The organism is Pseudoalteromonas sp. 20-92, from assembly GCF_030847595.1.
GTDB lineage: Bacteria > Pseudomonadota > Gammaproteobacteria > Enterobacterales > Alteromonadaceae > Pseudoalteromonas > Pseudoalteromonas fuliginea.
This window is the reverse complement of sequence record NZ_JANJGQ010000011.1, coordinates 30,271-52,249: the sequence shown is the minus strand read 5'-3', so window position 1 is coordinate 52,249 and position 21,979 is coordinate 30,271. Positions and strand designations below refer to the sequence as shown.

Below are 21,979 nucleotides of genomic sequence, written 5' to 3'. Positions count from 1 at the left end.
ACTCTCAATCAAGCCAACAAGCAATGCCTCAATGTAATTACATAACAACGAGGCCGAGAAGGTGAGTTGTTAAAACTCTTCCCATTCATCTGCCGAGTCAACAAAATTATCTCCTCGCGTTTTACTGCGAATATAATTATTCTGCGGCCTTTGAGATAGCGCTGGCGTTCGCATCGTAGGTGAAATCATCGCTGTATCTTGCTGACCTAAAGAGAAGAAGTTGAGTAACCGGCGCATTTCATTTGCCTGCTCAGCCATAGACTCGCCAGCGGCAGAGGCTTGCTCTACTAAAGCAGCATTTTGTTGAGTCATTTCATCCATTTGTGAAATAGCTTTATTTACCTGTTCAATACCGGCGCTTTGCTCTTCGGATGCTTCTGTAATATCAGAAATCATTTGTGTGACTCGTTGTACTGAAACAACAATTTCTTTCAGTGTAGCGCCTGATTCATTAACTAATTGAGAACCATCAGCGACCTTACCTACACTGTCTCTTATTAATTCTTTAATTTCTTTAGCTGCGCCTGCTGAGCGCTGAGCTAAGTTACGAACCTCCCCTGCAACAACCGCAAAGCCCCGCCCTTGTTCACCAGCTCTAGCAGCCTCTACAGCAGCATTAAGCGCCAATAAATTGGTCTGAAATGCTATTTCGTCAATGACCCCAATAATGTCAGCAATTTTTTTGCTTGATTCATTAATCGCCGACATACTCGTGACAGCTCTGTTAACGACTTCGCCGCCCTGTATTGCTTTTTCACAGGTTTCTTCTGCCAAATCATTTGCTACTTTTGCGTTATCAGCATTTTGGCGAACGGTACTGGTCATCTCTTCCATGCTTGATGCTGTTTCTTCAAGTGACGAGGCTTGCTCTTCTGTTCGCTGACTCAAATCAGCATTGCCTTGAGATATCTCTTCAGCGCCACTTGCAACTAACGTAGCCGATGAATTTATCCGATTTATAACTTCGGTGAGCTTATCTGCTGTCGTGTTTGCATCACGTTTGAGTTTATCAAATGAGCCTTTATATTCTTTCTCGATTCGTTTTGACAAATCACCATTTGCCATAGCATCAAGCATATCTCCAGTATCGGCGACAGCATCATCAACAATTTTAACTAAACTATTTAGCCCTTGAGCTAAACGTAAGAAAAATCCTTCTTTTCCATTTTCAATAACTCTTGTATCTAAATCGCCTTTACCTGCTGCACTAATGAGCGTCGCAATTTCTTTTTCTATAGCAACTTCAGCAGTCCTATCTTCCCATTCCACAATTGTGCCTAACTTTTTACCTTCTTGACTAATCCAAGGTGAAGCTATTAAGGTAAAAGTAACACCTGCTAAAAGTAATTCAGCTTTATGTGGTTTATCCAAATTTTTTAGTAACTCACGTTGGTGCGCAGGGTGCTTATGAAAGTCATCAACGCAGGTACCTATAAGACTATCTACAGAAAAGTTTGGTAATACTGTTTGCAGTTCTTTTTCTCGTATTTTAAGCATTTTTTGAACGCAATCGTTCACAAAAATAATATTAAGATCTTCATCGGCAATCATTACATTTGCCTGGCAAACTTTTAGGGCACTAGCTAAATCGGCTGCCTTTCTAGAGGCTTTTTCAAGCTCTTTTTGCACTGTAATATTTGTAGCGTACTTAATAACCTTAAAAGGCTTACCATTCATATCATAGATTGGGTTATAAGAGGCTTGTATCCAAATTTCTTGGCCTTGCTTTCCTATTCGTAAATACTCACCTGAATCAAACTCGCCTCGACCAAGTTTAGTCCAAAACTCTTTGTATTCATTGCTATTTGCATATTCCGGTGCGACAAATAATCTATGATGCTGACCTTTAATTTCATCGAGCTGATAACCAAGAGCATTTAAAAAATTATCATTAGCGCTAATAATACTGCCATCTAAACTAAATTCGATAACCGCTTGGGATTTACTAATTGCACTAATTTGTCCGGCAGCATTTGCCGATACCAACTTTTGATCTGTGATATCTGTAGCAAGTTTAACGACTTTGAGTACTTGGCCCTCAGAATTAATAATTGGATTGTAAGTAGCCTGAATCCAAACCTCTTTACCACTTTTAGCAAAACGCTTAAATTCATCGGAAATAAACTCGCCATTGCGAAGACGCTGCCAAAAATTTTTGTAGTCATTACTTTTAGCATCATCATAATCTACAAATAAAGAATGGTGTTGTCCTTGTACGTCTTCTAATTGGTATTCCATTACGCTAAGAAAGTTAGCATTTGCGGTAATTATTATCCCGCTTGGCTCAAACTCAATCACAGCTAATGACTTGTTTAATGCGCTTACAATTAAATCATTACTTGATTCTGACTGTTTTGGATTACTAAACCATCCCATGCCCATCACCACCTTTAAGTTTATTTTTTATTACTTTATTTAGTTATTTTATAAACTAAATATTCATTGTTTTTTGTAAGTCGATCAACGCCACCATTTTATCGCCCACATTGACCAACCCAGCAACGTACTCACAATTATTTGATTCAGATAAACTAGGAACAGCTTTAGCATCTTGCTCTACAATACTGTAAACATCAGAGACTGCATCTACTGCAATACCTATAATTTTACTGCCCTGTTCAAACTCTATTTTTATAACAATAACCACTGTCAATGGTCCATAATCAGTACTTGGTAAGCCAAACCGTAAACGTAAATCAATAATTGGCACAATTGTACCCCGCAAGTTAATTACGCCTTTTACAAACTCAGGTGCGTTAGGTAGTACTGTAATTTCCTCCCAGCTACGAATTTCTTGTACTGTTAGAATATCAACGCCGTACTCTTCATCAGCCATAATAAAAGTTAAAAATTGCTTCACTCCTTGTTGCTGCTGAAGGTTTAATTGGTTACTGAGCTGGCTTTGCTCTGAGTTCATAACGCCTCCAAAGTGGCTTGCGTTTCAATGGTTAGTTCTTGACTGCCTGGTTTTTTTAAACCTGAGAGCTTTATTAAGCCACTAATGTCCACAATCAGCGATACGCGCCCATCTCCTAAAATAGTGGCACCCGATACGCCATCAACTTTGTGATAGTTAGCTTCTAAACTTTTAATCACAACCTGTTGCTGAGACAATAAATCATCAACTAAAAGTCCTACTTTTTGGTTATCAGTTTCAACTACTACGAGTAATGTTTTATCTAAAGACTCAATCGCATTTTGATGATTAAAAATAGCGTATAGACGTAAAATAGGAATATATTCATCTCGAAGTCTGAGTACATCAAGGTCTTTACCCACTCGACTTACTTTTGTGATATCAATTTGTAATGACTCAACAATCGAAATGAGCGGTATAATATAGGTATGTTGAGCGACTTTAACGAGCTGACCATCTAAAATAGCTAGCGTAAGCGGTAATCGAATTGTGAATGTTGAACCAATACCAGGGGCCGATGTTACTTCAACTGAACCATTTAAAGATTGAATGTTACGCTTAACAACATCCATGCCTACACCTCGACCCGATAGCTCACTCACTTCATCCATAGTAGAGAAGCCAGGCATAAAAATTAGTTCATTGATTTCATTGTCCGTTAAATTACTATCGGCTGTAATTAACTCATTTGCGATTGCTTTTTCTTTAATTTTTTTGGTATTAAGGCCTTGACCATCATCCATTATCTCAATAACAATATTACCGCCTTGATGAAATGCATTTAACGTGACAATTCCCACTGGATTTTTTCCTGCAAGCACTCTTTGATCTACGGTTTCTAACCCATGATCAAGCGAGTTTCTAAGCAAGTGCACCATAGGATCTGAAATTTTTTCCATTACGGTTTTATCAAGTTCGGTTTGCTCACCAATCAACTTAAGCTCGACTTTCTTATTTAGCTTTTGTGCTATGTCGCGTACCAATCGAGGAAAGCGACTAAATACAAAATTAATTGGTAACATACGAATACGCATTACGTTTTCTTGTAAGTCACGTGTATTGTGTGCAAGTTGCGCTAGACCCTCTTTCAACGACGTAATCGTAGTTGATGTTATTTCCTGTTCACTTAGCTGATTCAGCATAGCTTGAGTAATTACCAGTTCACCAACCATATTTATTAATGAGTCAACCTTATCAATGCCAACACGGATTGAGGTTGACTCTGGCGCACTAGCGACTTTTTTATCTTTATTGCTACTTGGTTTTGATTTGGCGGGTAAGGTTGTTATTTTTTCTAATTTTTCAGGTTGTTCTGAGAGAACTAAATCATGGTTATGATCTGAAATACTAGCTGGTTGTTCATCATCAAATGAGCTTACACATAATTCAACTGTAATCTCTGCATCATCTTCTACCCATTCAAAGACTTCTTTTATCGCCTTTTCGTCATGGCTTGTATTTAAAAAAAAGCGCCAGTGTAAAAAACATTCATCATAACTTAACTCCGTAATATCAGGCACTGAATCATAAAAAACGGTTGTTTTTAATTCACCTAACTCAGCAAGTTCACTGATCATGTACAGCGGCTCATTTCCTGTTTTAAATAAGTGATGATGAGGCTTAAAGTTAATTTGATATGTGTTGCTAGTCGATAGCACAGCTTCGTTTTGTGGCTTACTCTCCAATACGTTGTCTTTTTTCTCTAACACATGTTCAAATTGCATCCGCAAAGCATTAGCTTCAGTTAAATCAGACGCTTGATCTGCTTGAAGCGCGGCAAGTAAACCTCGCAAGCAATCAACTGCTTTGAGTAATAAATTAACGTGTTCAGTGCTAAGTTCTCGCTCTCCTTGGCGGATCTGGTCTAATAGTGTTTCAAGTACATGGGTAAAATCAGCAACAGAACTAAAACCAAAAGTACCACTTCCCCCTTTAATTGAGTGAGCAGCTCTAAAAATAGTGTTGATAGTTTCTAAGTCTTCCTCACCTGGCACTAAGTTTAAAAGCTCAGCCTCCATAGTATCTAGGCCTTCAAAACTCTCTTCAAAGAAAACTTCAAAAAATTGACTCAAATCTATACTCACACAATACTCCTTCGCTAGCGAATAACCTTTTTAATAACGGCTAATAGCTGTTCTGGGTTAAACGGTTTAACTATCCAACCTGTTGCGCCAGCGGCTTTACCTTCTACTTTTTTTTCTAAGCCCGACTCTGTAGTGAGCATAAGTAATGGTGTGAATTTATAATTAGGTAAACCTCGCAGCTCTCTAATCAACGTAATACCATCCATTATTGGCATGTTTACATCCGAAATTACGACATCAAAATCTTGTTGTTTAGCGATAGCTAACGCTTCACTTCCATCTTTTGCCTCAATTACATCAAACCCTGCTGTTTTTAGAGTAAAACTTACCATTTGACGCATTGATGCTGAGTCATCAACCGCTAAAATTTTTTTCATATTAATTCCTAACCTTTACTTTCAAGTATTAAGTAATGACTTAAACCGAGTTGCTCAATTGAATGTGTTAATGCTTCACTCGCCCCTACCCAAATTATTTTATGCTTAATGATAAGCAGATGTTTTTGCAAAGCACATAAAAGTTGAATTGAGGCAGTATCGGCAGACATTACATCGCTAATATCAAGACAAATATCATTATTACTATTGAGTTCTTTTAGTAAATCTTGATGCAGTGTTTCAGCTTGCATAATGACAAGTTCACGTGGAAGTTTTAACATTTAGTAAGTGCATTCCTTGTCAATTTATTTCATAACAAAAGCTTAGACCTAGTTATTAAAAATGCCATAAAAGGGCCTAAAAAAATTAAATTAATTTTTGTAACAGGAATGAAAAACAAAAAAAAGGAGCACAAAGCTCCTTTAAAATACATGAAAAGTTAAAAACTAGTTTTTATAGTAATCGGCTATTTTTTTAAATTCTTCGGTTAAAGTCGTCGCATTAATTAATGGCACACTACCTTGTTTAAATTCGGGTTTAAAAATAGCTCTTACGGCTCCATTTTGATCAACCATAGCGACCGAAGCACTATGATCAACTGCATATTCTGATTCACTACTATCGCTAATGGCGTAAATTAAGCCAAGCTCTCGAACAACTGGAAAAAGGTGTTTATGTTCCCCTGATACAGCTAAAAAATCAGGGTTAAAGTAATCTATATATTGCTTTCGTTTAGCTGGTGTATCGCGTTTTTGATCAACCGATAAAAACCAAACTTGTAGCGGATAATCTGCCTGTAAGTTTTTATAAACAGCATTTAACTTAGCTAGTGTTAATGGACAAATATCTGGGCAGCTTGTGTAGCCTAAAAATACTAAATTCCACTGTCCTAAAAATTGTTGCTTAGTCACTAATTCGCCGCGCTGATCGTTTAACGTAAAATCAGACAGTGGCTTTGCATTTTCGTAAACTAATGCATCTACATCTGGTGGACTATTTTCATTTGAACATGCTGATAAAAACAAAACTAAAACAACAATTAATCCAAGCCATAACTGCTTCATAAAGGGAGCCATTTATCTATAAATAAGATTACAAAGAGTACCATTAAATGAATAATCGAAAAACGAAATAAGTCCATTGCAGTCTCATCATTTCCAGCAATTTTTAATTTGACCGCCTTATATATAAACACTGCATTTAATACACACGCACCTATTAAATATATTAATCCAGACATACCAATTAAATAAGGTAATACGCAAACTACAGCGAGTAAAACAGAATAAGCAACAACGCAGGTTTTACAAAAGTCGATTCCATGGGTTACCGGTAACATAGGGATTTTAGCGCGTTCGTAATCACTTTTTCGTGCTATAGCCAGCGCCCAAAAGTGTGGCGGAGTCCAGGTAAATATTATCATTACAAGTAACCAAGGGGCTGCTGCCATTTGGTTTGTTTCTGACACCCAACCTAATAATGGAGGCATTGCGCCAGCCAACCCACCTATAACAATATTTTGCGGTGTAGCACGCTTTAAAAATGATGTATAAACAAATGCATAACCTACCAATGCAAATAACGTTAATATAGCGGTTAAGGTATTGGCCCACACCGTTAGCATAATAAAACCAGCAATCCCAATAACAGCTGCAAAACTAAGCGCATGTGTTTTACTTAAACGCCCTTTAGCCACAGGACGATGACGAGTCCGCGCCATTTTTGAGTCTATCTCACTATCAACCACGTGATTAATAACCGCTGCAGCAGCAGAAAGTAGCCCTATACCTAACAAGCTAATAAACTGTACAGCCATACCACGTCCTACATCGGGAGCCAGCGCTAAACCAACCCAAGCTGTTAGTACCAGCATGGCTACCACTTTAAATTTACTAATTGCTAAGTAGTCTTGCAGCAAACTATGAGTACGCGAAATTAGCGATTGAGTATTAACGGGTAGCAGTATTTTTTTATCAATTATAAGTGCCATTATATTTCCCCTTTATGTGCGTGATTTTAGGTAATAACACAACCTAACCATGCTTAATAACAGTATGGCAGCCATCAAATTATGCGCCAGTGCAACTCCCAACGGAATATACAAATGTACTAAAATAAGCCCTAAGCTAATTTGGCAAAGCAGGACAAGTAATACGCTCACAACGCAATTTTTAATTTTTTTAGAGTACGCTTGGCTGTATATTTTCCACATAATTAGCGCCAGGACGATGCAAGTAACCAGTGCCCAAATACGATGTAATAAATGAATAGACATACGCGCTTGCTGCGATAACACACCAAACTCATAATTACTGTGCTCAAGTGGTAATTGAAATACGCTACTTAATGAAAACGGTTGTGCGTAATTACACAATGGCAAACCACTACAATGCGGAGCGGCGTAGTTTGCAGCCAGCCAACCACCAAGTGCAATTTGGATAATTAATACACTGAGCGCTACTAAACTTAAACCAAAATAGCGTTTTGCGCCGCTATCGCCACCCATAATAGGTTTTGCGGTTAGCCGTAAATATAAAAGCATTATAAGTGACAAAATACTAAAGCCACCTAATAAGTGGCCCATTACAATAAGCGGCTGAAGGTTCATGGTTACTGTCCACATACCAAGGGCAGCCTGAAACACCACGAGTAGAAGTAAAGCCAAAGGCAATTTAACTGGCGTAGTTGGATATTGGCGTTTTAAAAAAGCCAACACAAATAAACCTAAAATAAGTAAGCCTAAAGCACCTGCAAAGTAGCGATGAATCATTTCTTTCCACGCTTTTGCGGTTTCGAACATCATATCGGGGTAGCTTTGAGTTGCTAAGGCTATGTCAGCCTCATGCTTAGGTACCGTTAAAAAGCCGTAACAGCCAGGCCAATCGGGGCACCCTAATCCTGCATCACTTAAGCGGGTGTACGCACCTAAAGCAACTACAATCAAAGCGAGTAATCCTGTTATTAATACTAAGTTTTTATAATTTTTATACATCAGATACTCCAACTTAGTTAGCTAGAACGAGAATAGTTAAGTAATTTTTTTAGATCTTTTAATAACCCTTTTTGTACTAAACGGTTTTCTTGTGGCTCGGCCTTAAAGGGATATTCAAGTACCACTAACCCCATATGATCAATTAAATACAAACTTGCAGGATTTAAGCTCTGTTGCTCGGTAATAATTTTCCATGGTAGATTTTTATTGTTGGGACTTCCCATTACAGCCATATCAACCTTGCCTTGGTTTTTACCAAGTGCCACATATAAGTTATTCAGTGCATTGAGTTGTTCGCTGCATGGGGTGTTACATTCGTTTGAATAATTAAGTGCGATAGTCCATTGCTTGGGATTATTTTTCGGCCAATTTTTAAGTTTTATTTCTTGGCTTAAAAACTCGCCATTATTAGTAATTGCAGTAGGCAACCAATCAAACTTTAATGCGCCATATGCCAAAATTAATGGGATAGCGCAGCAACCCACAAACAACAAAAGGGGATTATTTTTCATTATGTGTCCTTTTTTTACTCGCAAAAATAGCCACAACAGCACATGCAATAGCAATTAAAAACCATTGCACAGCGTAGGCATTATGCTTTTGAGGGCTCATAACAACGGCCTCATAATGAGGTGTTGCAATCTCATCACCAGTACCTTGTCTGTAAGCCATAAAATTAATTAATGATTGCTGGCTTTGAGTGCTCAACATATCCAAGTCGATAGATTGGATTCTTGTAGGTAAGTCGTTATTTGTAGTTTTATCTTCAAGCGTAAAGCTACTTAAGTTATTTTCTTTTATTTGCGCTTTAAGAACAAAAATACCTGTAGGCAGAGTAACCTTTGGCAGTGCATCTCTAGATATAGGCGCTTTTACCCATCCTAAATTGACTAAAATCACTTTTTCTTCGCTGCCTGGCTTTAGTAAAGCAAGTAAGTCGTACCCTACTTGCCCGTTATAAACTTGATTATCTAAAAGCCAATATTGGTTTTGCACAAATCGCCCTTTTAACTCAACCAATACACCAGTTTTGTTCCAGCTATCAGGCAGGTTAAGTAATTGAGACCAGCTCATCACACCTCGAGTCTGTTGCTTAGCAATAGCGGTTAGTTGTTGCTGCTTTTGCTCACCTCGCTCCAACTGCCAAAACCCTAATCGCACACACACAAGTACAACAACCACAACCATACAAAGTGTGATTAGTGAGCTAAGCTTTTGTTTGTGCCATAAAACTAACTGCATAAAGGGTCAACTCAGTGATTATTAAAATTATTATCGTACTGTTGTTAATATTTATACTTTTTAACTTATTTAGAGCATTGTTTATTATCGTGTCAGGGAAAACTGAGGGACGACCTATGTCTCACTTTTTAGGTCGTCGCGTATTGTTTTCGGTTGTTGTTTTAGTTGTTGTTATTGCAGCGCTTAAACTTGGTTTTATTAAAGCAAATAATTCGCCAATAAACGCTACAGCACATATACAAATACAAACAAACACAGCCACACCACATCTACAAAGTGCCAATACCAAGCAGCTGCTTGAAAAGCAAAGTGCTTATCTTTAGTAAAGTGCCCTTTTAATATCCGTAAAAATATTACAAATAAAAGTACGGTTCCTAGCGTTACATGCATTCCATGAAAACCAGTCAATAAAAAGAACGTATTACCGTAAATACCCGCATCTAGCGTTAGGTTAAGGTCATTATATGCATGCATGTACTCCTCAACTTGCAGCCCTAAAAAGCAAACACCCAATAAAATAGTAGCGCCTAAAAAAACCTTAAGTGGAGTGCGTTTATTGTTTTCCATCGCTACGTGGGCAAAATGTAAAGTAACTGAGGAAGTAAGCAGTATTAAGGTATTTATAAGCGGTAAGCCTTGCCAGCCCATAGCTTGAGTAGTTTCGCCAGCAGGTGTTGAAACTAGCGGCCAAACAGCTTCAAAAGTTGGCCATAAAACCTCGTTAGTCATTGCATTATTGCCTGCGCCTCCAAGCCAAGGTACCGACAATACCCGTGCATAAAAAAGCGCACCAAAAAAGGCCATAAAAAACATAACTTCAGAAAAAATAAACCAGCTCATACCTTGTCTAAAAGAGCGATCCATTTGTGCTGAGTACAAACCTTGGTCTGACTCACTAATTACATTTTTAAACCAGCTAAACAACATATACACAAGTACAGCAATACCGGCATAAAGCAGATAAACCCCGCTACCACCTTCTTTACCTACACTCATAACTGTTAAGCCTGCCCCTACTGCAATAAAAAACAATGCAACAGCACCTACAATAGGCCACGGGCTTTGTTCTGGTACATAATAATGCTCATATTCTTGATTCATTTTATTTACTCCTAGTTTCACACTAGTTTAAAAAGCTAGTTATTACTTGCCACCAGCTGTTCACTAATATCAAATACGGTATAAGATAAAGTTAATTCTTCAATGTCGCTTGGCAGTGCGGTATCAACATAAAAAAGCAATTTAAATTCAAGTTCTTCCCCTGCTTTTAGAGGTTGCTGATCAAAGCAAAAACAGGCTATTTTATGTAAATACTTTGCCGCTTTACCTGGTGAGACTGATGGTACAGCCTGCATTACTTTATCTAGGTTGCTGTTATTTTTTGCACTAAACATTACTTCACGCATTGCACCGGGTTTTACCACTACACTGTATTCTTTTGATTTAACTTCAAACGGTGCACCACTTTGTGCGTGAGTAGTAAAGCTAACGCCGACTTCTCGGTTTTGTACTATTTGTGTACTTTGCTCTGCTTGCTCAAGCGAAGGCTTTCCATTAAGCCCTGTTACATCACAAAACACGTCATACAAAGGTACTAAAGCAAAGGCAAAGGCAAACATGCCTATGCAAATAAGTACCAAACGTTTGAGTAGCGGTGCGTGTGTCATTACTTAATAACCGGCGGCGTAGAAAAAGTATGATATGGCGCTGGAGAGTCAACTTCCCACTCAAGCCCTTCTGCCCCTTCCCATACTTTTGCAGGCACTTTATCACCGCCACGCGCGCATTTAATTACCACAGCTACAAACAACAATTGCGATAAACCAAAGGCAAACCCACCAATACTTATAATTGCATTAAAGTCGGCAAATTGAAGAGCGTAATCGGGAATCCGACGCGGCATACCGGCAAGCCCTACAAAATGCATAGGAAAAAACAGTACGTTCACGCTCACCAGCGATAGCCAAAAATGCCATTTAGCCAATGTGATATTAAACATATTGCCTGTCCACTTGGGCAGCCAGTAATAGGCCCCCGCCATTATCGAAAATACAGCCCCTGTTACTAATACATAATGAAAGTGCGCCACTACAAAATAAGTATCGTGATATTGAAAGTCAGCAGGTGTAATTGCCAGCATCAATCCCGAAAAACCACCTAAGGTAAACAGCACAATAAACGCAATACTAAAAAGCATTGGCACTTCAAAAGTTATTGAGCCTTTCCACATTGTGGCAACCCAATTAAATACTTTTACTCCTGTAGGTACCGATATAAGCATGGTCGCGTACATAAAAAACAACTCGCCAGCGACCGGCATCCCAGTAGTAAACATATGATGAGCCCATACAATAAAGCTCAATAGTGCTATGGAGGATGTGGCGTATACCATTGAGGCATAGCCAAAAAGTTTTTTACGAGAAAAGGTAGGTACTATTGTAGATATAATGCCAAAGGCAGGAAGAATCATTATGTACACTTCAGGGTGACCAAAAAACCAAAAAATGTGCTGAAACATCACCGGGTCGCCACCGCCTGCAGCATCAAAAAAGCTGGTCGCAAAGTACTTATCGGTAAGTACCATAGTGACAGCCCCTGCAAGCACTGGCATTACCGCAATTAATAAAAAGGCAGTAATTAACCACGTCCATACAAATAAGGGCAACTTCATCCATGTCATGCCGGGGGCACGTAAGTTCACTATGGTTACAATCACATTGATTGCGCCCATTATTGAGCTAATTCCCATAATATGTACGGCAAATACAAACAATGCAGTATTATCATTACTGTATGTTGTGGACAGTGGTGCATAAAAAGTCCAGCCAAATGCAGGCCCCCCACCAGGCATAAATAACGATGCCAATAGGATTAAAAACGCAAACGGTAAAATCCAAAAGCTCCAGTTATTCATTCTTGGCAATGCCATATCTGGCGCGCCAATCATGAGTGGTATCATCCAGTTAGCAAGGCCTGTAAAGGCGGGCATAACCGCACCAAACACCATAATTAAACCATGAACTGTGGTCATTTGATTAAAAAAGTGAGGATCGACCAACTGTAAGCCTGGTTGAAATAATTCAGCTCTGATCACCATAGCCATTGCGCCACCAATTAAGAACATGGTCAGCGAAAAAATTAAATATAAACTACCTATATCTTTATGATTAGTTGTGTAAAGCCAGCGTTTAAAACCTTTAGCTGGGTGATGAGCATGATGAGCTTCATTGGCGTTAGGTTGTTCTACTATGCTACTCATTAGTTCGCCTCCACTTTGGCATCAAGTGCTGTCTGTATTTGACTCGGTTGAATAACATCACCCGTATCATTACCCCACGCATTACGTTTATAAGTAATAACCGCAGCTAATTGCTTTATAGATAACTGCTTGGCAAAAGCTTGCATTGCCGTACCGGGTCGTCCATGGATAACTACATCAATGTGATCTTTTATATCGCCAAGCACTATCGGGCTGCCTTTAAGTGCAGGAAATACACCCGGTAACCCCATGCCCGTAGGCTGATGGCACGCTGCACAATTAGCCATATATACTTGTTCGCCTAAAGTCATTAACTCTTCTTTTGGGAGGGTTTTATCAAGTAATGCGGCATCTGCTAATGCTGCTTTTTGTTTAGCCTGCTTTGCATCTGCTAACCATGTTTTAAAATCAGCCTCAGATTTAGCAACCACCACAACGGGCATGAAGCCATGATCTTTACCACACAGCTCGGCACATTGGCCTCGGTAAGTACCTTCTTCGTTTATGTTCGTCCATGTTTCGTTTATAAAGCCGGGGTTCGCATCTTTTTTAACTGCAAAATCAGGTACCCACCAAGAGTGAATAACATCGTCAGAAGTCATTAAAAATCGTACTTTTTGATTTATTGGCAGTACAAGAGGCTTATCAACCTCAAGTAAGTAGTTAGGGTTTTTATCTGCAAGATTCGCGATTTCATCTTGCGGGGTAGATAAAATAGAGTAGAACTCTACATCTTCGCCCATATATTCATAATGCCATTTCCATTGCGAACCCGTAATTTTAATAGTGAGATCAGCTTTGCTGGCATCTTCCATTGCAATAAGGGTTTTAGTGGCTGGTACTGCCATAGCAATTAAAATAACAAACGGAATTGCAGTCCAAAGTATTTCTACTTTAGTGCTTTCGTGAAATTGGGCAGGTACAGCCCCTTTAGATTTACGGTGATGAATAAGTGCCCAAAACATAATTGCGAACACTATCACCCCAATCACACAACATATTATAAATATGGTCATGTGCAGCTGATATACATTATTGCTTATATCGGTTACGCCTTTGCGCATATTGTATTGGCTGTTCGCCAAAACTGAGTGCGAAAAAACACATAATATAAGCCACAAGGTAGAGGTCAGTTTACCCATGTGACGGCTCCTTTGATGCTATTGCGAATGCAAAGCGAAGAGGCATACGGCTTAAACGCCAATTCGTTATTTTTATTTTTTTAGCCAATCTTATTTAATATTGATTGGTTTTGCTGCGCCAACAACGAGTTTGTGTATATTGTGTGTTCTCAAAACTAAAAAGCTGTGAGTTATTATTAGCTCAGCACATTAATAATTAGCTAAAAAATGAACAACAAGCAAGTTTTAGTATAAAAAACAACCAGGTGATATTGAGTAATTAATAAAAAGTCAGTAATCAACTAGTCAACAGGAAGTTCTAAATATGAGCAAAACAAAGGGGTTTAACGCATTCGGAGGGGGAAAATATAAGTGCAAAAAAATTTACAGCTAAAATAATTAGTTGGCTGTTTACGTCCTATTTTTAGTGCTAATGTTAAAACAAAAATGCGTGCTAAAAAGCACGCATTTATAAAAATAAATTAAAAACTACATCCAATCAGCGTTACGAATAACTCCAACGGCTAAACCTTCTATATTAAAAGATTCATTTTCTAGATCAACTTCAATTGGCGAAAAGTCGTCATTCTCAGCATGCAATAATACTTTTCGGCCTGCTTTTTCAAACCGCTTTACGGTAACATCATCATCAACACGAGCAACTACAACTTGTCCATTTTCTGCAACTTGAGTTTTATGCACAGCTAACAAATCACCATCCATAATACCTATATCTTTCATGCTCATACCGTTAACTCGCAATAAAAAATCAGCAGCCGGTTTAAACATTAATGGATCAATTTTACAATGACTCTCAACGTGCTCTTGCGCCAAAATAGGCTCTCCCGCTGCGACTCGCCCGATAAGAGGTAAACCTAACTGTTCAGGCTCTTCTTCCTCAACAAGTTGAATACCTCGGCTTGCACCTGGTTTCATCTTAATAGCACCTTTTTTAGCAAGCGCTTTTAAATGCTCTTCAGCAGCATTGGCACTTTTAAAGCCTAATGTTTGTGCAATTTCAGCACGTGTAGGAGGCATACCAGTGTCTTTAATAAAAACTTTAACTAATTCGAGAATTTGAGCTTGGCGCTTCGTTAATGGTCGCATACAACTGGTTTTCCATACAGTACATTTAACTGTGAGTATATACAGTTAAATAAAAATCGCAAATTTAAATTACATTGATTGCTTGCTGTTAATAAATCACTTTTACACTTATGTAGAAACAACGAATGCTTACATAAAATAAACATTTGTATCTTTATATTTACGATTAAGGGCTAATTTGATGACAGCCACATGTTAATAAATTGAAAACAACTTATTAACATGTACACTTTATGTGTACAAACACTTAAAAGGATTATCAAATGAAAAAATATTCACCATTGTTTATTGGCTTATTGTTTAGCGGCTATGCGTATGCCCAAGTCCCACTTTTCGAAGTGCAGCACTCTAACTTTACGCAAAACATTAATAAAGAAGGTAATGCTCAATCTCAATTTGGGCAACCGCTTTTCGAACTAAGCGCAAAAACCAATGCATTCTTTTTACCTGTTCAGGGAAGTGACATTGAATTTATCAAAAGTACAGCAAGTACATCAGCAACTGGTAACTTAATCTGGGTAGGTAAAAGCTTAGATGGTGACGAAGTAACACTGATAAAATCTACAAAGGGGATTTCTGGTACGATAAAGGTAAATGAACATGTTTATAAATTGCAACCGAATAAACATTCTGGTCATAATTTTATTGAATTAGATCCTGCCAAACAACCTGCTGAGCATGCACCCGATTATCAACAATCTAATAACACTATTTCAATCAGTGAACAAATTTTAACAGAACAAAGCTTCCAAACAGCTATGGCAACTAACGCGCAAAGCAATATTAGCTTACTCGTTTTATACACCCCAGCCGCAGAACAAAAATCTAGTGATATTAATAGCTTGATTGATCTTGCAATAGTAGAGACTAATCAGGGTTACCAAAACTCAGGTGTCAATGCAGTTGTTAGTTTGGCCCATGTAAGCCGAGTTAATTATACTGAAGCTACAAATTCAGGTACGGATTTAAATCGTTTAGCTGCCAAAAACGATGGTTATATGGATGAAGCGCACACACTACGAGATCAATACGGTGCTGATGTAGTCATATTAATAAACGACATTAACGGCTACTGTGGCCAAGCCAAAGCAATTGGTGCAAATGCTAACAGCGCATTTGCGATGGTTGATTATGACTGTGCAACCGGCTATTACTCTTTCGGTCATGAAATTGGTCATTTACAAGGTGCTCGTCATAACCCTGAAAACGATCCATCAACATCTCCTTATTCGTTCGGCCATGGTTATCAGCAACCTCAATCACAATGGCGTTCAGTAATGGCTTATAACTGTACAAATAACTGCACAAGAATCAATTACTGGTCAAATCCAAACAAATCATACAGCGGAAGTGTTATGGGAACTCCATCAAAACACGATAACGCTAGAGTCTTAAATTTAACAAACCCAACAATTGCAAATTTTAGATCTGCATCTAGCCCACCGGTAAATAACAATACACTGCAAAATAACCAATCTATCGTTGTTAGTGGTGATCGAAACAGTGAGCAATTGTTTACTTTTACAGTGCCAAGTGAAGCTGAGCAAGTCACATTTTCGACCTCTAATGGCACTGGGGATGTTGACCTACATGTAAAATATAATGCAATTGCAACGAGCAGTAACTACGATTGCCGACCGTATAAAAACGGAAATAATGAAAGCTGTAGCGACACCCGCACTGGTAATTACTCTATTATGATTAAAGGCTACAGTGCTTTTAGTAATGTAGAGTTAATAGCTAGTTACCAATAAAAGATCTGGCTAAGTATAAGCAAGTAACATTATGCTGCTTGCTTATATTTAGCCTAGGGCGATTTCTTCTTTACTGCTCGATTGTATCAATAAACTACGATATCCCTATTATTCCTTCTTACTATCCGCCTCACGCTATCTGGCTATAAATTTAGATCCACTTTTTTATTTTCATTATCTTAACTTTATGAAAATATAAGCCATATTTTTACTACTATTTTAAAAGGTAAGCTTATGAGTATTTGGTATCAACCTGTTACTTTAGAGTTTTGCAAACAGCTAGATGAGGGTATAAACGGCCAAGGTACACTAATGAAAACCATGGGAATTGAAATTACCGAAATTGGTGATGATTACCTCGTAGCAACTATGCCTGCCATACCAGCGCATCATAATCCAATGGGCATGGTGCATGGAGGAGCCAACGTAGTGCTTGCCGAAACAGTAGCAAGTTATGCAGCTAACTTCGTAGTCGACTTCACTCAGTTTTATTGTGTCGGACAAGAAATTAGCGCCAGTCACTTAAAAGCATCTCGTAATGGTACTTTAACAGCCACCGCAAAAGCGTTTCATATTGGTAAGCGTAGTTCAGTCTGGGAAATAAAAATTACTAATAGTCGAAACGAGCTTTGCTGCGTATCAAGAATGACCGCAGCCGTAGTAGAGCGAAGATAATTACTTACTGTTACTTTTCGATTGGGTAAATTGTAATTTCCATACCCGCACCAATAGCAGATATACGTAATAATGTATCTGCATCTAAAGCTTGGTTAAAACACTTAGGCGATGTGCCTGATTCAAAACCAATATCAAATGTTCTACGTGAACAGCTTAACCATTGCTTTAGCGCGTTGCGCGAACACGATTCAATAAGCTCACATATATGGTTTATTGCTTTGTCAGGCGTGTTTACTACACCTGTTGCTTCAATGCGGGCTAATTGACGGTATTCGTCTTTGTCATAATGTAAAATCGTCGCGACTTTTTTCAAGTCTGCCACTAGCAAACTAATATCTTGCTTTGATTCAAGCTCAAGATCTACATTTAAAAATTGAATTTCCGACATTGTTTAGTATTTATCCTCTAATGATTACACCGCAAACTTTAACGCAGTTTTACTTTTATACCAAATCAACTATGTAATATAAGCTGTTTTATATGGTAAATAGATAGTTTTACGCATTCATAGTCCATTATTTAATATTTATCATTTTTAAGTACAAACAATACTTTTTTATAAACTCCATGGCCTGTTGACCTTTGAGGATTAAAATTAAGTGAATTATTGTTTAAAAAAGTATAAAAAATAACCTTGACTTTCACATGCCACCGGTGGCATTTTAAGTGTGCGGGTTAAATACACTGCTTAAAGAGGTGTATTTAAATAAAGCCAAACACACCTCACTCATATTTACGCTTACTTATAACACAAAAAATAAGTGCAAAATCTGAACTGAGTGGCATTACCTAAATTCAGCAGGAACACACAATGAAAACGTCAAAAAGATTCACTCTCAGGCCACTTAATTACATTATTAGTGCATTATTAATTAGCACGACAGCTCAAATCAGTGCTGAAGAAGCCGAACAAACAAATATAAAAAAGAAAAGTGAAATTGAGTTAATCGAAGTTACAGGCTTTAGATCATCACTTAATAAATCGCTGGCTACCAAAAGGTTTGAAGTAAATACCACGGAATCAATTGCAGCCGAAGACATTGGTAAATTTCCAGATTTAAATATCGCAGAGTCACTACAGCGGATCCCTGGTGTCGCAATTTCGCGAGAAGGAGGAGAAGGACGTCAAATTACTCTACGTGGTTTAGGCCCATCTTTTACCCGCTCAACCCTTAATGGTATGGAAGTTCCTGCTAGTACAGATGGGACTGATTCGGGTGGTGGTGTAAATGGCGGAAGAGCATTTGACTTCAACGTTTTTGCATCAGAGCTATTCAATCGCGTTGATATTCAAAAATCACCAACAGCTGCAACCGAAGAAGGAGGTATTGCAGGTACTGTCGATATGTATTCAGCAAAACCTTTTGATTCCCCCGGTCTTCATGTAGCTGCGTCGGCACAGGCAGGCTATAACGATTTAACAGAAGAGACAGACCCTAGAATGGTATTTATGATCAGTAATACATTTGCTGACGATACCTTTGGGGCTTTATTCTCTGTCGCTAAATCAAAGCGCACAGTTCGCCAAGAAGGTTTTGGTACTGTTCGCTGGACAACCCCCGTCAAAGACGGCGGCGGTGTCTATGCTGACACATCAAATACTGACGTTATTGGCACTACTGATGTGGGAAATTGTGAATTTGAAGGTGAGCAAGTTGATGATGTAAATTGCCTATGGACTCCTCGACTTCCCCGCCCTGATTTTTTTGGTAATGAACAAGATAGATTAGGTTTTACAGGCTCATTACAGTATGCGCCTAACGATGACTTAGTAATTACCTTCGATACCTTGCATTCTACCCTCGACAACAGTCGTACGATGTATAATTTCTTCGAAATGTTCAGAAATACATTTAGCGAGATCACTCCAGACTCTATTACAGTTGCCGAAAATGGAAAACAAATTCAGGCAGGTACATTTAGTGGAGTAAAGTCCCGTGCAGAAAGCCGTCAACAGGTATCTAAAACAAAATTTAAACAGTATGTGTTATCTGGTAAATACCACCTATCTGACTACTTAAAATTAGATGCAATGATCGGCACCGCTGAGTCAAATGCTCGCTCTGAGCAATATCGTTATAATATGACCAGCAATACACCTCATACCGTCTCAATTGATTTTGGAAATAGCGCAAATACTGCAGTGATGGATTATGGCTATGATAATTTAGATGCAAGTTCATTTAATTTAACAGACGGTCGACTTCGTGCTACGGATGTACTCAGAAAAAATGATACTGCCAAATTAGATTTAACTTACGAAACAGACTTTATGAGCATCAAAGGTGGGGTTGCTTATAACGATAGAACAGTAAACTATGATGAATCGCAAATTAATGGATTTCCGGATCAAGAGTCATCCGTCGGCTTTTCACAATTAATGCCTTTCGATGATTATGGCTCAGGCTATGATGGTACGTTGCCACAATTTATTGTGGCCGATTTTGATGCAATTGAATCACAACTACTCAATAAAGAGTGGACGGCGCGAAGTGCACAAAGCTGGGAAGTTGAAGAGGAAACCATCGCTGCTTATATTCAATCAGATTTTGAATATGAAATATCTGATATGCTCCTACGAACAAATGTAGGCTTACGTTATGTAAAAACAGAAACAACATCAACGGGCTTTATTCAAAGCGATCCTGTTGAAATTGAAAATAGTTACGATAATGTTTTACCTGTTTTAAATTTAGCACTGGATGCAACGCAAGATGTTGTTGTACGTTTAGGGTTATCCAAAACCATGACTCGTCCAAGCCTTGGCTCACTAAACCCAGGTAACCCATCATTCTCCTATTTAAATGGAACAGTCAGTGCGGGTAATCCATTTTTAGACCCATTCACCTCAACAAATACTGATTTAGGTATCGAATGGTATTTTGATGAAGAGTCGCTACTTGCTTTAACTGGTTTTTATAAAGATATAGGTACTTTCATCACCAGCTCAACTGAGGAAAAATTAGTTGACCCTGCATACTTACCTTTCATTGATAACGATCCGCAATACGATCCATCAAGTGCACTTGACCCAAGAACAACACCCTACACCCATTACGTACCTGTAAATGGCAAGGGAACTGTTGTTAAAGGTATTGAGCTAATATATCAACAGCCATTTAGCTTTTTACCGGGGTTATTAAAAAATACCGGTATTGTTTCTAACTACACTCACGTATCCGCAGGAGAAATAACGGGGCTTTCTAAAAATTCATATAATTTCACACTTTATTACGAAGAAGAAAATTATGGCGCTCGCGTTTCAATGAATAAACGCGATAACTACATTACTGATTATACTGGCAGTAATGGTAATGCTGAAGAAGCAACAACAGGTCCAGCACATTATGACCTTTCTGCTTTTTATAATCTCAATGACAATGTAACCGTAACATTTGAAGCTATTAACTTAACCGATGAATACGAGCGCTTGTATACCACTGGTGACGGAACACTTAATTTACCACGAGAGTATAACCATACTGGTAGGCAATTCTTTTTAGGTATTCGCTATAGTATGTAAGTAAATATCTTAACCAAAGCTCAGGTTAAATAGCTTATACAAAGCTGATAGTTTCCCCGCACTATCAGCTTTTTTACAAAAATAAAAAGAGCAAGTACCAGTAACCATTTCAAGCTAAATTCTAAGTCTCCTTTATCTTTTTTAATCAACAGCTTAAACTAGCCATTCCTGTAGTTCACATATGTGATGGATATGACTCGATTTATTCTGGCCTTATTGGCTTGTTTTTTGTGTGTTTCGGTATCGGCGGAGCAGTTCACCCGTTTTTCTACTGCAAAAAAACACCTTATTAAAACCCTACCTGACAACGCTAAAAGCATCTACTGCGGCTGCGACATTAAAAAAGAAGGTAAAAAACTCGTTCCAGATCCCGCAAACTGTGGTTACGTTCCGAGAAATACGCTTACACGCTCAGGTAAGATAAACGTGCGAGCACTACGCATTGAGTGGGAACACATTGTTCCGGCGTGGGAATTTGGTCATCAACTACAATGTTGGCAAGATGGCGGGCGAAAAAATTGTAGAAAAGTAAGTGCTAAATTTAGAAAAATGGAAGCCGATATAAACAACTTAGCGCCAGCTATTGGCGAAATTAATGCCGATCGCTCCAATTATCGATTTGGCATGCTTAGCGAAAACGCCACACAGTATGGTCGCTGCGAAGTAAAAGTAAACTTTAAACAACGTGTAGTTGAACCGCCTGTTTATGCGCGAAAACGTATAGCCGACACCTATGCTTATATGCAAAGAACCTACGGTTTAAAGATATCAGATAAGCAACAAAAGCTCTTTAATGCATGGCAAAAACAAACGTTTGCAGCGCAAAGTGATACTAAAAAGCTATAATTTAATTGGTTGCGCACTATTGAGTAAACCTTATAGTGCGCGATTAAGTTAGTAGGCTAAATAATTATCTAAAATATGC

At 38.4% G+C, this 21,979-nt stretch carries 21 protein-coding genes; 5 read left to right on the top strand and 16 right to left on the bottom strand.

What is annotated here, in order from left to right; all coding sequences use genetic code 11:
- Positions 1-69 precede the first annotated feature (69 nt).
- The 10 genes from NRL14_RS11390 to NRL14_RS11345 all read right to left on the bottom strand — a co-directional run bounded on the left by NRL14_RS11390 (position 70) and on the right by NRL14_RS11345 (position 9,612).
- Entirely contained in the window at positions 70-2,376 is a 2,307-nt protein-coding gene (locus tag NRL14_RS11390; RefSeq protein WP_306724699.1) for a methyl-accepting chemotaxis protein, read from the bottom strand.
- A gap of 55 nt (positions 2,377-2,431) precedes the next feature.
- Positions 2,432-2,917 (bottom strand): chemotaxis protein CheW, encoded by a 486-nt coding sequence (locus NRL14_RS11385; protein WP_007376407.1) that lies wholly within the window; start codon positions 2,915-2,917, stop codon positions 2,432-2,434.
- Positions 2,914-5,001 carry a chemotaxis protein CheA gene (locus NRL14_RS11380; RefSeq protein WP_007376406.1) on the bottom strand — a complete coding sequence of 696 codons (2,088 nt, stop codon included), beginning with the start codon at positions 4,999-5,001 and terminating at the stop codon, positions 2,914-2,916. Before NRL14_RS11380 ends, NRL14_RS11385 begins: the two co-directional genes overlap by 4 nt.
- 14 nt (positions 5,002-5,015) lie before the next feature.
- A complete protein-coding gene (locus tag NRL14_RS11375; protein WP_007376405.1) occupies positions 5,016-5,378 on the bottom strand; it encodes a response regulator in 363 nt (120 codons plus the stop codon).
- A gap of 8 nt (positions 5,379-5,386) precedes the next feature.
- Positions 5,387-5,659, bottom strand: a complete 273-nt coding sequence (locus tag NRL14_RS11370; RefSeq protein WP_007376404.1) for an STAS domain-containing protein — start codon at positions 5,657-5,659, stop codon at positions 5,387-5,389.
- Positions 5,660-5,824: 165 nt separating this feature from the next.
- A complete protein-coding gene (locus NRL14_RS11365) occupies positions 5,825-6,442 on the bottom strand; it encodes an SCO family protein (RefSeq protein ID WP_306724698.1) in 618 nt (205 codons plus the stop codon).
- Complete coding sequence (gene cyoE / locus NRL14_RS11360; RefSeq protein ID WP_306724697.1) at positions 6,439-7,368, bottom strand: heme o synthase; 930 nt, start codon at positions 7,366-7,368, stop codon at positions 6,439-6,441. The genes NRL14_RS11365 and cyoE overlap by 4 nt, the downstream gene beginning before the upstream one ends.
- A gap of 12 nt (positions 7,369-7,380) precedes the next feature.
- The gene (locus NRL14_RS11355) at positions 7,381-8,370 is read right to left on the bottom strand and encodes a heme A synthase (protein ID WP_306724696.1); all 990 of its coding nucleotides are present in this window, start codon (positions 8,368-8,370) and stop codon (positions 7,381-7,383) included.
- A gap of 17 nt (positions 8,371-8,387) precedes the next feature.
- The gene (locus tag NRL14_RS11350) at positions 8,388-8,882 is read right to left on the bottom strand and encodes a hypothetical protein (RefSeq protein WP_007376400.1); all 495 of its coding nucleotides are present in this window, start codon (positions 8,880-8,882) and stop codon (positions 8,388-8,390) included.
- Positions 8,872-9,612 (bottom strand): SURF1 family protein, encoded by a 741-nt coding sequence (locus tag NRL14_RS11345; RefSeq protein WP_306724695.1) that lies wholly within the window; start codon positions 9,610-9,612, stop codon positions 8,872-8,874. The genes NRL14_RS11350 and NRL14_RS11345 overlap by 11 nt, the downstream gene beginning before the upstream one ends.
- A gap of 14 nt (positions 9,613-9,626) precedes the next feature.
- Between NRL14_RS11345 and NRL14_RS11340 the strand changes: the two genes are divergently transcribed.
- On the top strand, positions 9,627-9,935 hold the full coding sequence (locus NRL14_RS11340; RefSeq protein WP_306724694.1) for a DUF2909 family protein: 309 nt from the start codon (positions 9,627-9,629) through the stop codon (positions 9,933-9,935).
- On the opposite strand, the gene NRL14_RS11335 is transcribed toward NRL14_RS11340, so the two are convergent.
- The 5 genes from NRL14_RS11335 to lexA form a co-directional block, all read right to left on the bottom strand.
- Entirely contained in the window at positions 9,838-10,713 is an 876-nt protein-coding gene (locus NRL14_RS11335) for a cytochrome c oxidase subunit 3 (RefSeq protein ID WP_002959610.1), read from the bottom strand. The two genes, NRL14_RS11340 and NRL14_RS11335, sit on opposite strands and share 98 nt — an antisense overlap.
- A gap of 35 nt (positions 10,714-10,748) precedes the next feature.
- Positions 10,749-11,279: a cytochrome c oxidase assembly protein gene (locus NRL14_RS11330; RefSeq protein WP_002959612.1), complete on the bottom strand. Its 531-nt coding sequence runs from the start codon at positions 11,277-11,279 to the stop codon at positions 10,749-10,751.
- Positions 11,279-12,871 carry a cytochrome c oxidase subunit I gene (ctaD, locus tag NRL14_RS11325; RefSeq protein WP_002959615.1) on the bottom strand — a complete coding sequence of 531 codons (1,593 nt, stop codon included), beginning with the start codon at positions 12,869-12,871 and terminating at the stop codon, positions 11,279-11,281. The genes NRL14_RS11330 and ctaD overlap by 1 nt, the downstream gene beginning before the upstream one ends.
- The gene (gene coxB / locus NRL14_RS11320) at positions 12,871-14,013 is read right to left on the bottom strand and encodes a cytochrome c oxidase subunit II (protein WP_033039608.1); all 1,143 of its coding nucleotides are present in this window, start codon (positions 14,011-14,013) and stop codon (positions 12,871-12,873) included. Before coxB ends, ctaD begins: the two co-directional genes overlap by 1 nt.
- 468 nt (positions 14,014-14,481) lie before the next feature.
- Positions 14,482-15,099 (bottom strand): transcriptional repressor LexA, encoded by a 618-nt coding sequence (gene lexA / locus NRL14_RS11315; protein WP_007376396.1) that lies wholly within the window; start codon positions 15,097-15,099, stop codon positions 14,482-14,484.
- Positions 15,100-15,362: 263 nt separating this feature from the next.
- On the opposite strand from lexA, the gene NRL14_RS11310 reads away from it, so the two are divergent.
- Positions 15,363-16,853 (top strand): M12 family metallo-peptidase, encoded by a 1,491-nt coding sequence (locus tag NRL14_RS11310; protein ID WP_306724693.1) that lies wholly within the window; start codon positions 15,363-15,365, stop codon positions 16,851-16,853.
- A 234-nt stretch (positions 16,854-17,087) separates the two neighbouring features.
- The gene (locus tag NRL14_RS11305; protein ID WP_033030264.1) at positions 17,088-17,528 is read left to right on the top strand and encodes a PaaI family thioesterase; all 441 of its coding nucleotides are present in this window, start codon (positions 17,088-17,090) and stop codon (positions 17,526-17,528) included.
- A gap of 10 nt (positions 17,529-17,538) precedes the next feature.
- Here NRL14_RS11305 and NRL14_RS11300 read toward each other — a convergent pair whose 3' ends face one another.
- On the bottom strand, positions 17,539-17,919 hold the full coding sequence (locus NRL14_RS11300; protein ID WP_008138697.1) for a hypothetical protein: 381 nt from the start codon (positions 17,917-17,919) through the stop codon (positions 17,539-17,541).
- A gap of 423 nt (positions 17,920-18,342) precedes the next feature.
- Between NRL14_RS11300 and NRL14_RS11295 the strand changes: the two genes are divergently transcribed.
- Positions 18,343-21,054 carry a TonB-dependent receptor gene (locus tag NRL14_RS11295; RefSeq protein ID WP_306724692.1) on the top strand — a complete coding sequence of 904 codons (2,712 nt, stop codon included), beginning with the start codon at positions 18,343-18,345 and terminating at the stop codon, positions 21,052-21,054.
- A gap of 192 nt (positions 21,055-21,246) precedes the next feature.
- Entirely contained in the window at positions 21,247-21,900 is a 654-nt protein-coding gene (locus NRL14_RS11290) for an endonuclease (RefSeq protein ID WP_033030270.1), read from the top strand.
- Positions 21,901-21,979 lie beyond the last annotated feature (79 nt).

Coding starts and splice junctions, on each gene's coding strand:
- NRL14_RS11390 (WP_306724699.1), bottom strand. CDS start 2,376: ATGGGATGGTTTAGTAATCCAAAACAGTCAGAATCAAGTAATGATTTA.
- NRL14_RS11385 (WP_007376407.1), bottom strand. CDS start 2,917: ATGAACTCAGAGCAAAGCCAGCTCAGTAACCAATTAAACCTTCAGCAG.
- NRL14_RS11375 (WP_007376405.1), bottom strand. CDS start 5,378: ATGAAAAAAATTTTAGCGGTTGATGACTCAGCATCAATGCGTCAAATG.
- NRL14_RS11370 (WP_007376404.1), bottom strand. CDS start 5,659: ATGTTAAAACTTCCACGTGAACTTGTCATTATGCAAGCTGAAACACTG.
- NRL14_RS11365 (WP_306724698.1), bottom strand. CDS start 6,442: ATGAAGCAGTTATGGCTTGGATTAATTGTTGTTTTAGTTTTGTTTTTA.
- cyoE (WP_306724697.1), bottom strand. CDS start 7,368: ATGGCACTTATAATTGATAAAAAAATACTGCTACCCGTTAATACTCAA.
- NRL14_RS11355 (WP_306724696.1), bottom strand. CDS start 8,370: ATGTATAAAAATTATAAAAACTTAGTATTAATAACAGGATTACTCGCT.
- NRL14_RS11350 (WP_007376400.1), bottom strand. CDS start 8,882: ATGAAAAATAATCCCCTTTTGTTGTTTGTGGGTTGCTGCGCTATCCCA.
- NRL14_RS11345 (WP_306724695.1), bottom strand. CDS start 9,612: ATGCAGTTAGTTTTATGGCACAAACAAAAGCTTAGCTCACTAATCACA.
- NRL14_RS11335 (WP_002959610.1), bottom strand. CDS start 10,713: ATGAATCAAGAATATGAGCATTATTATGTACCAGAACAAAGCCCGTGG.
- NRL14_RS11330 (WP_002959612.1), bottom strand. CDS start 11,279: ATGACACACGCACCGCTACTCAAACGTTTGGTACTTATTTGCATAGGC.
- ctaD (WP_002959615.1), bottom strand. CDS start 12,871: ATGAGTAGCATAGTAGAACAACCTAACGCCAATGAAGCTCATCATGCT.
- coxB (WP_033039608.1), bottom strand. CDS start 14,013: ATGGGTAAACTGACCTCTACCTTGTGGCTTATATTATGTGTTTTTTCG.
- lexA (WP_007376396.1), bottom strand. CDS start 15,099: ATGCGACCATTAACGAAGCGCCAAGCTCAAATTCTCGAATTAGTTAAA.
- NRL14_RS11310 (WP_306724693.1), top strand. CDS start 15,363: ATGAAAAAATATTCACCATTGTTTATTGGCTTATTGTTTAGCGGCTAT.
- NRL14_RS11305 (WP_033030264.1), top strand. CDS start 17,088: ATGAGTATTTGGTATCAACCTGTTACTTTAGAGTTTTGCAAACAGCTA.
- NRL14_RS11300 (WP_008138697.1), bottom strand. CDS start 17,919: ATGTCGGAAATTCAATTTTTAAATGTAGATCTTGAGCTTGAATCAAAG.
- NRL14_RS11295 (WP_306724692.1), top strand. CDS start 18,343: ATGAAAACGTCAAAAAGATTCACTCTCAGGCCACTTAATTACATTATT.
- NRL14_RS11290 (WP_033030270.1), top strand. CDS start 21,247: ATGACTCGATTTATTCTGGCCTTATTGGCTTGTTTTTTGTGTGTTTCG.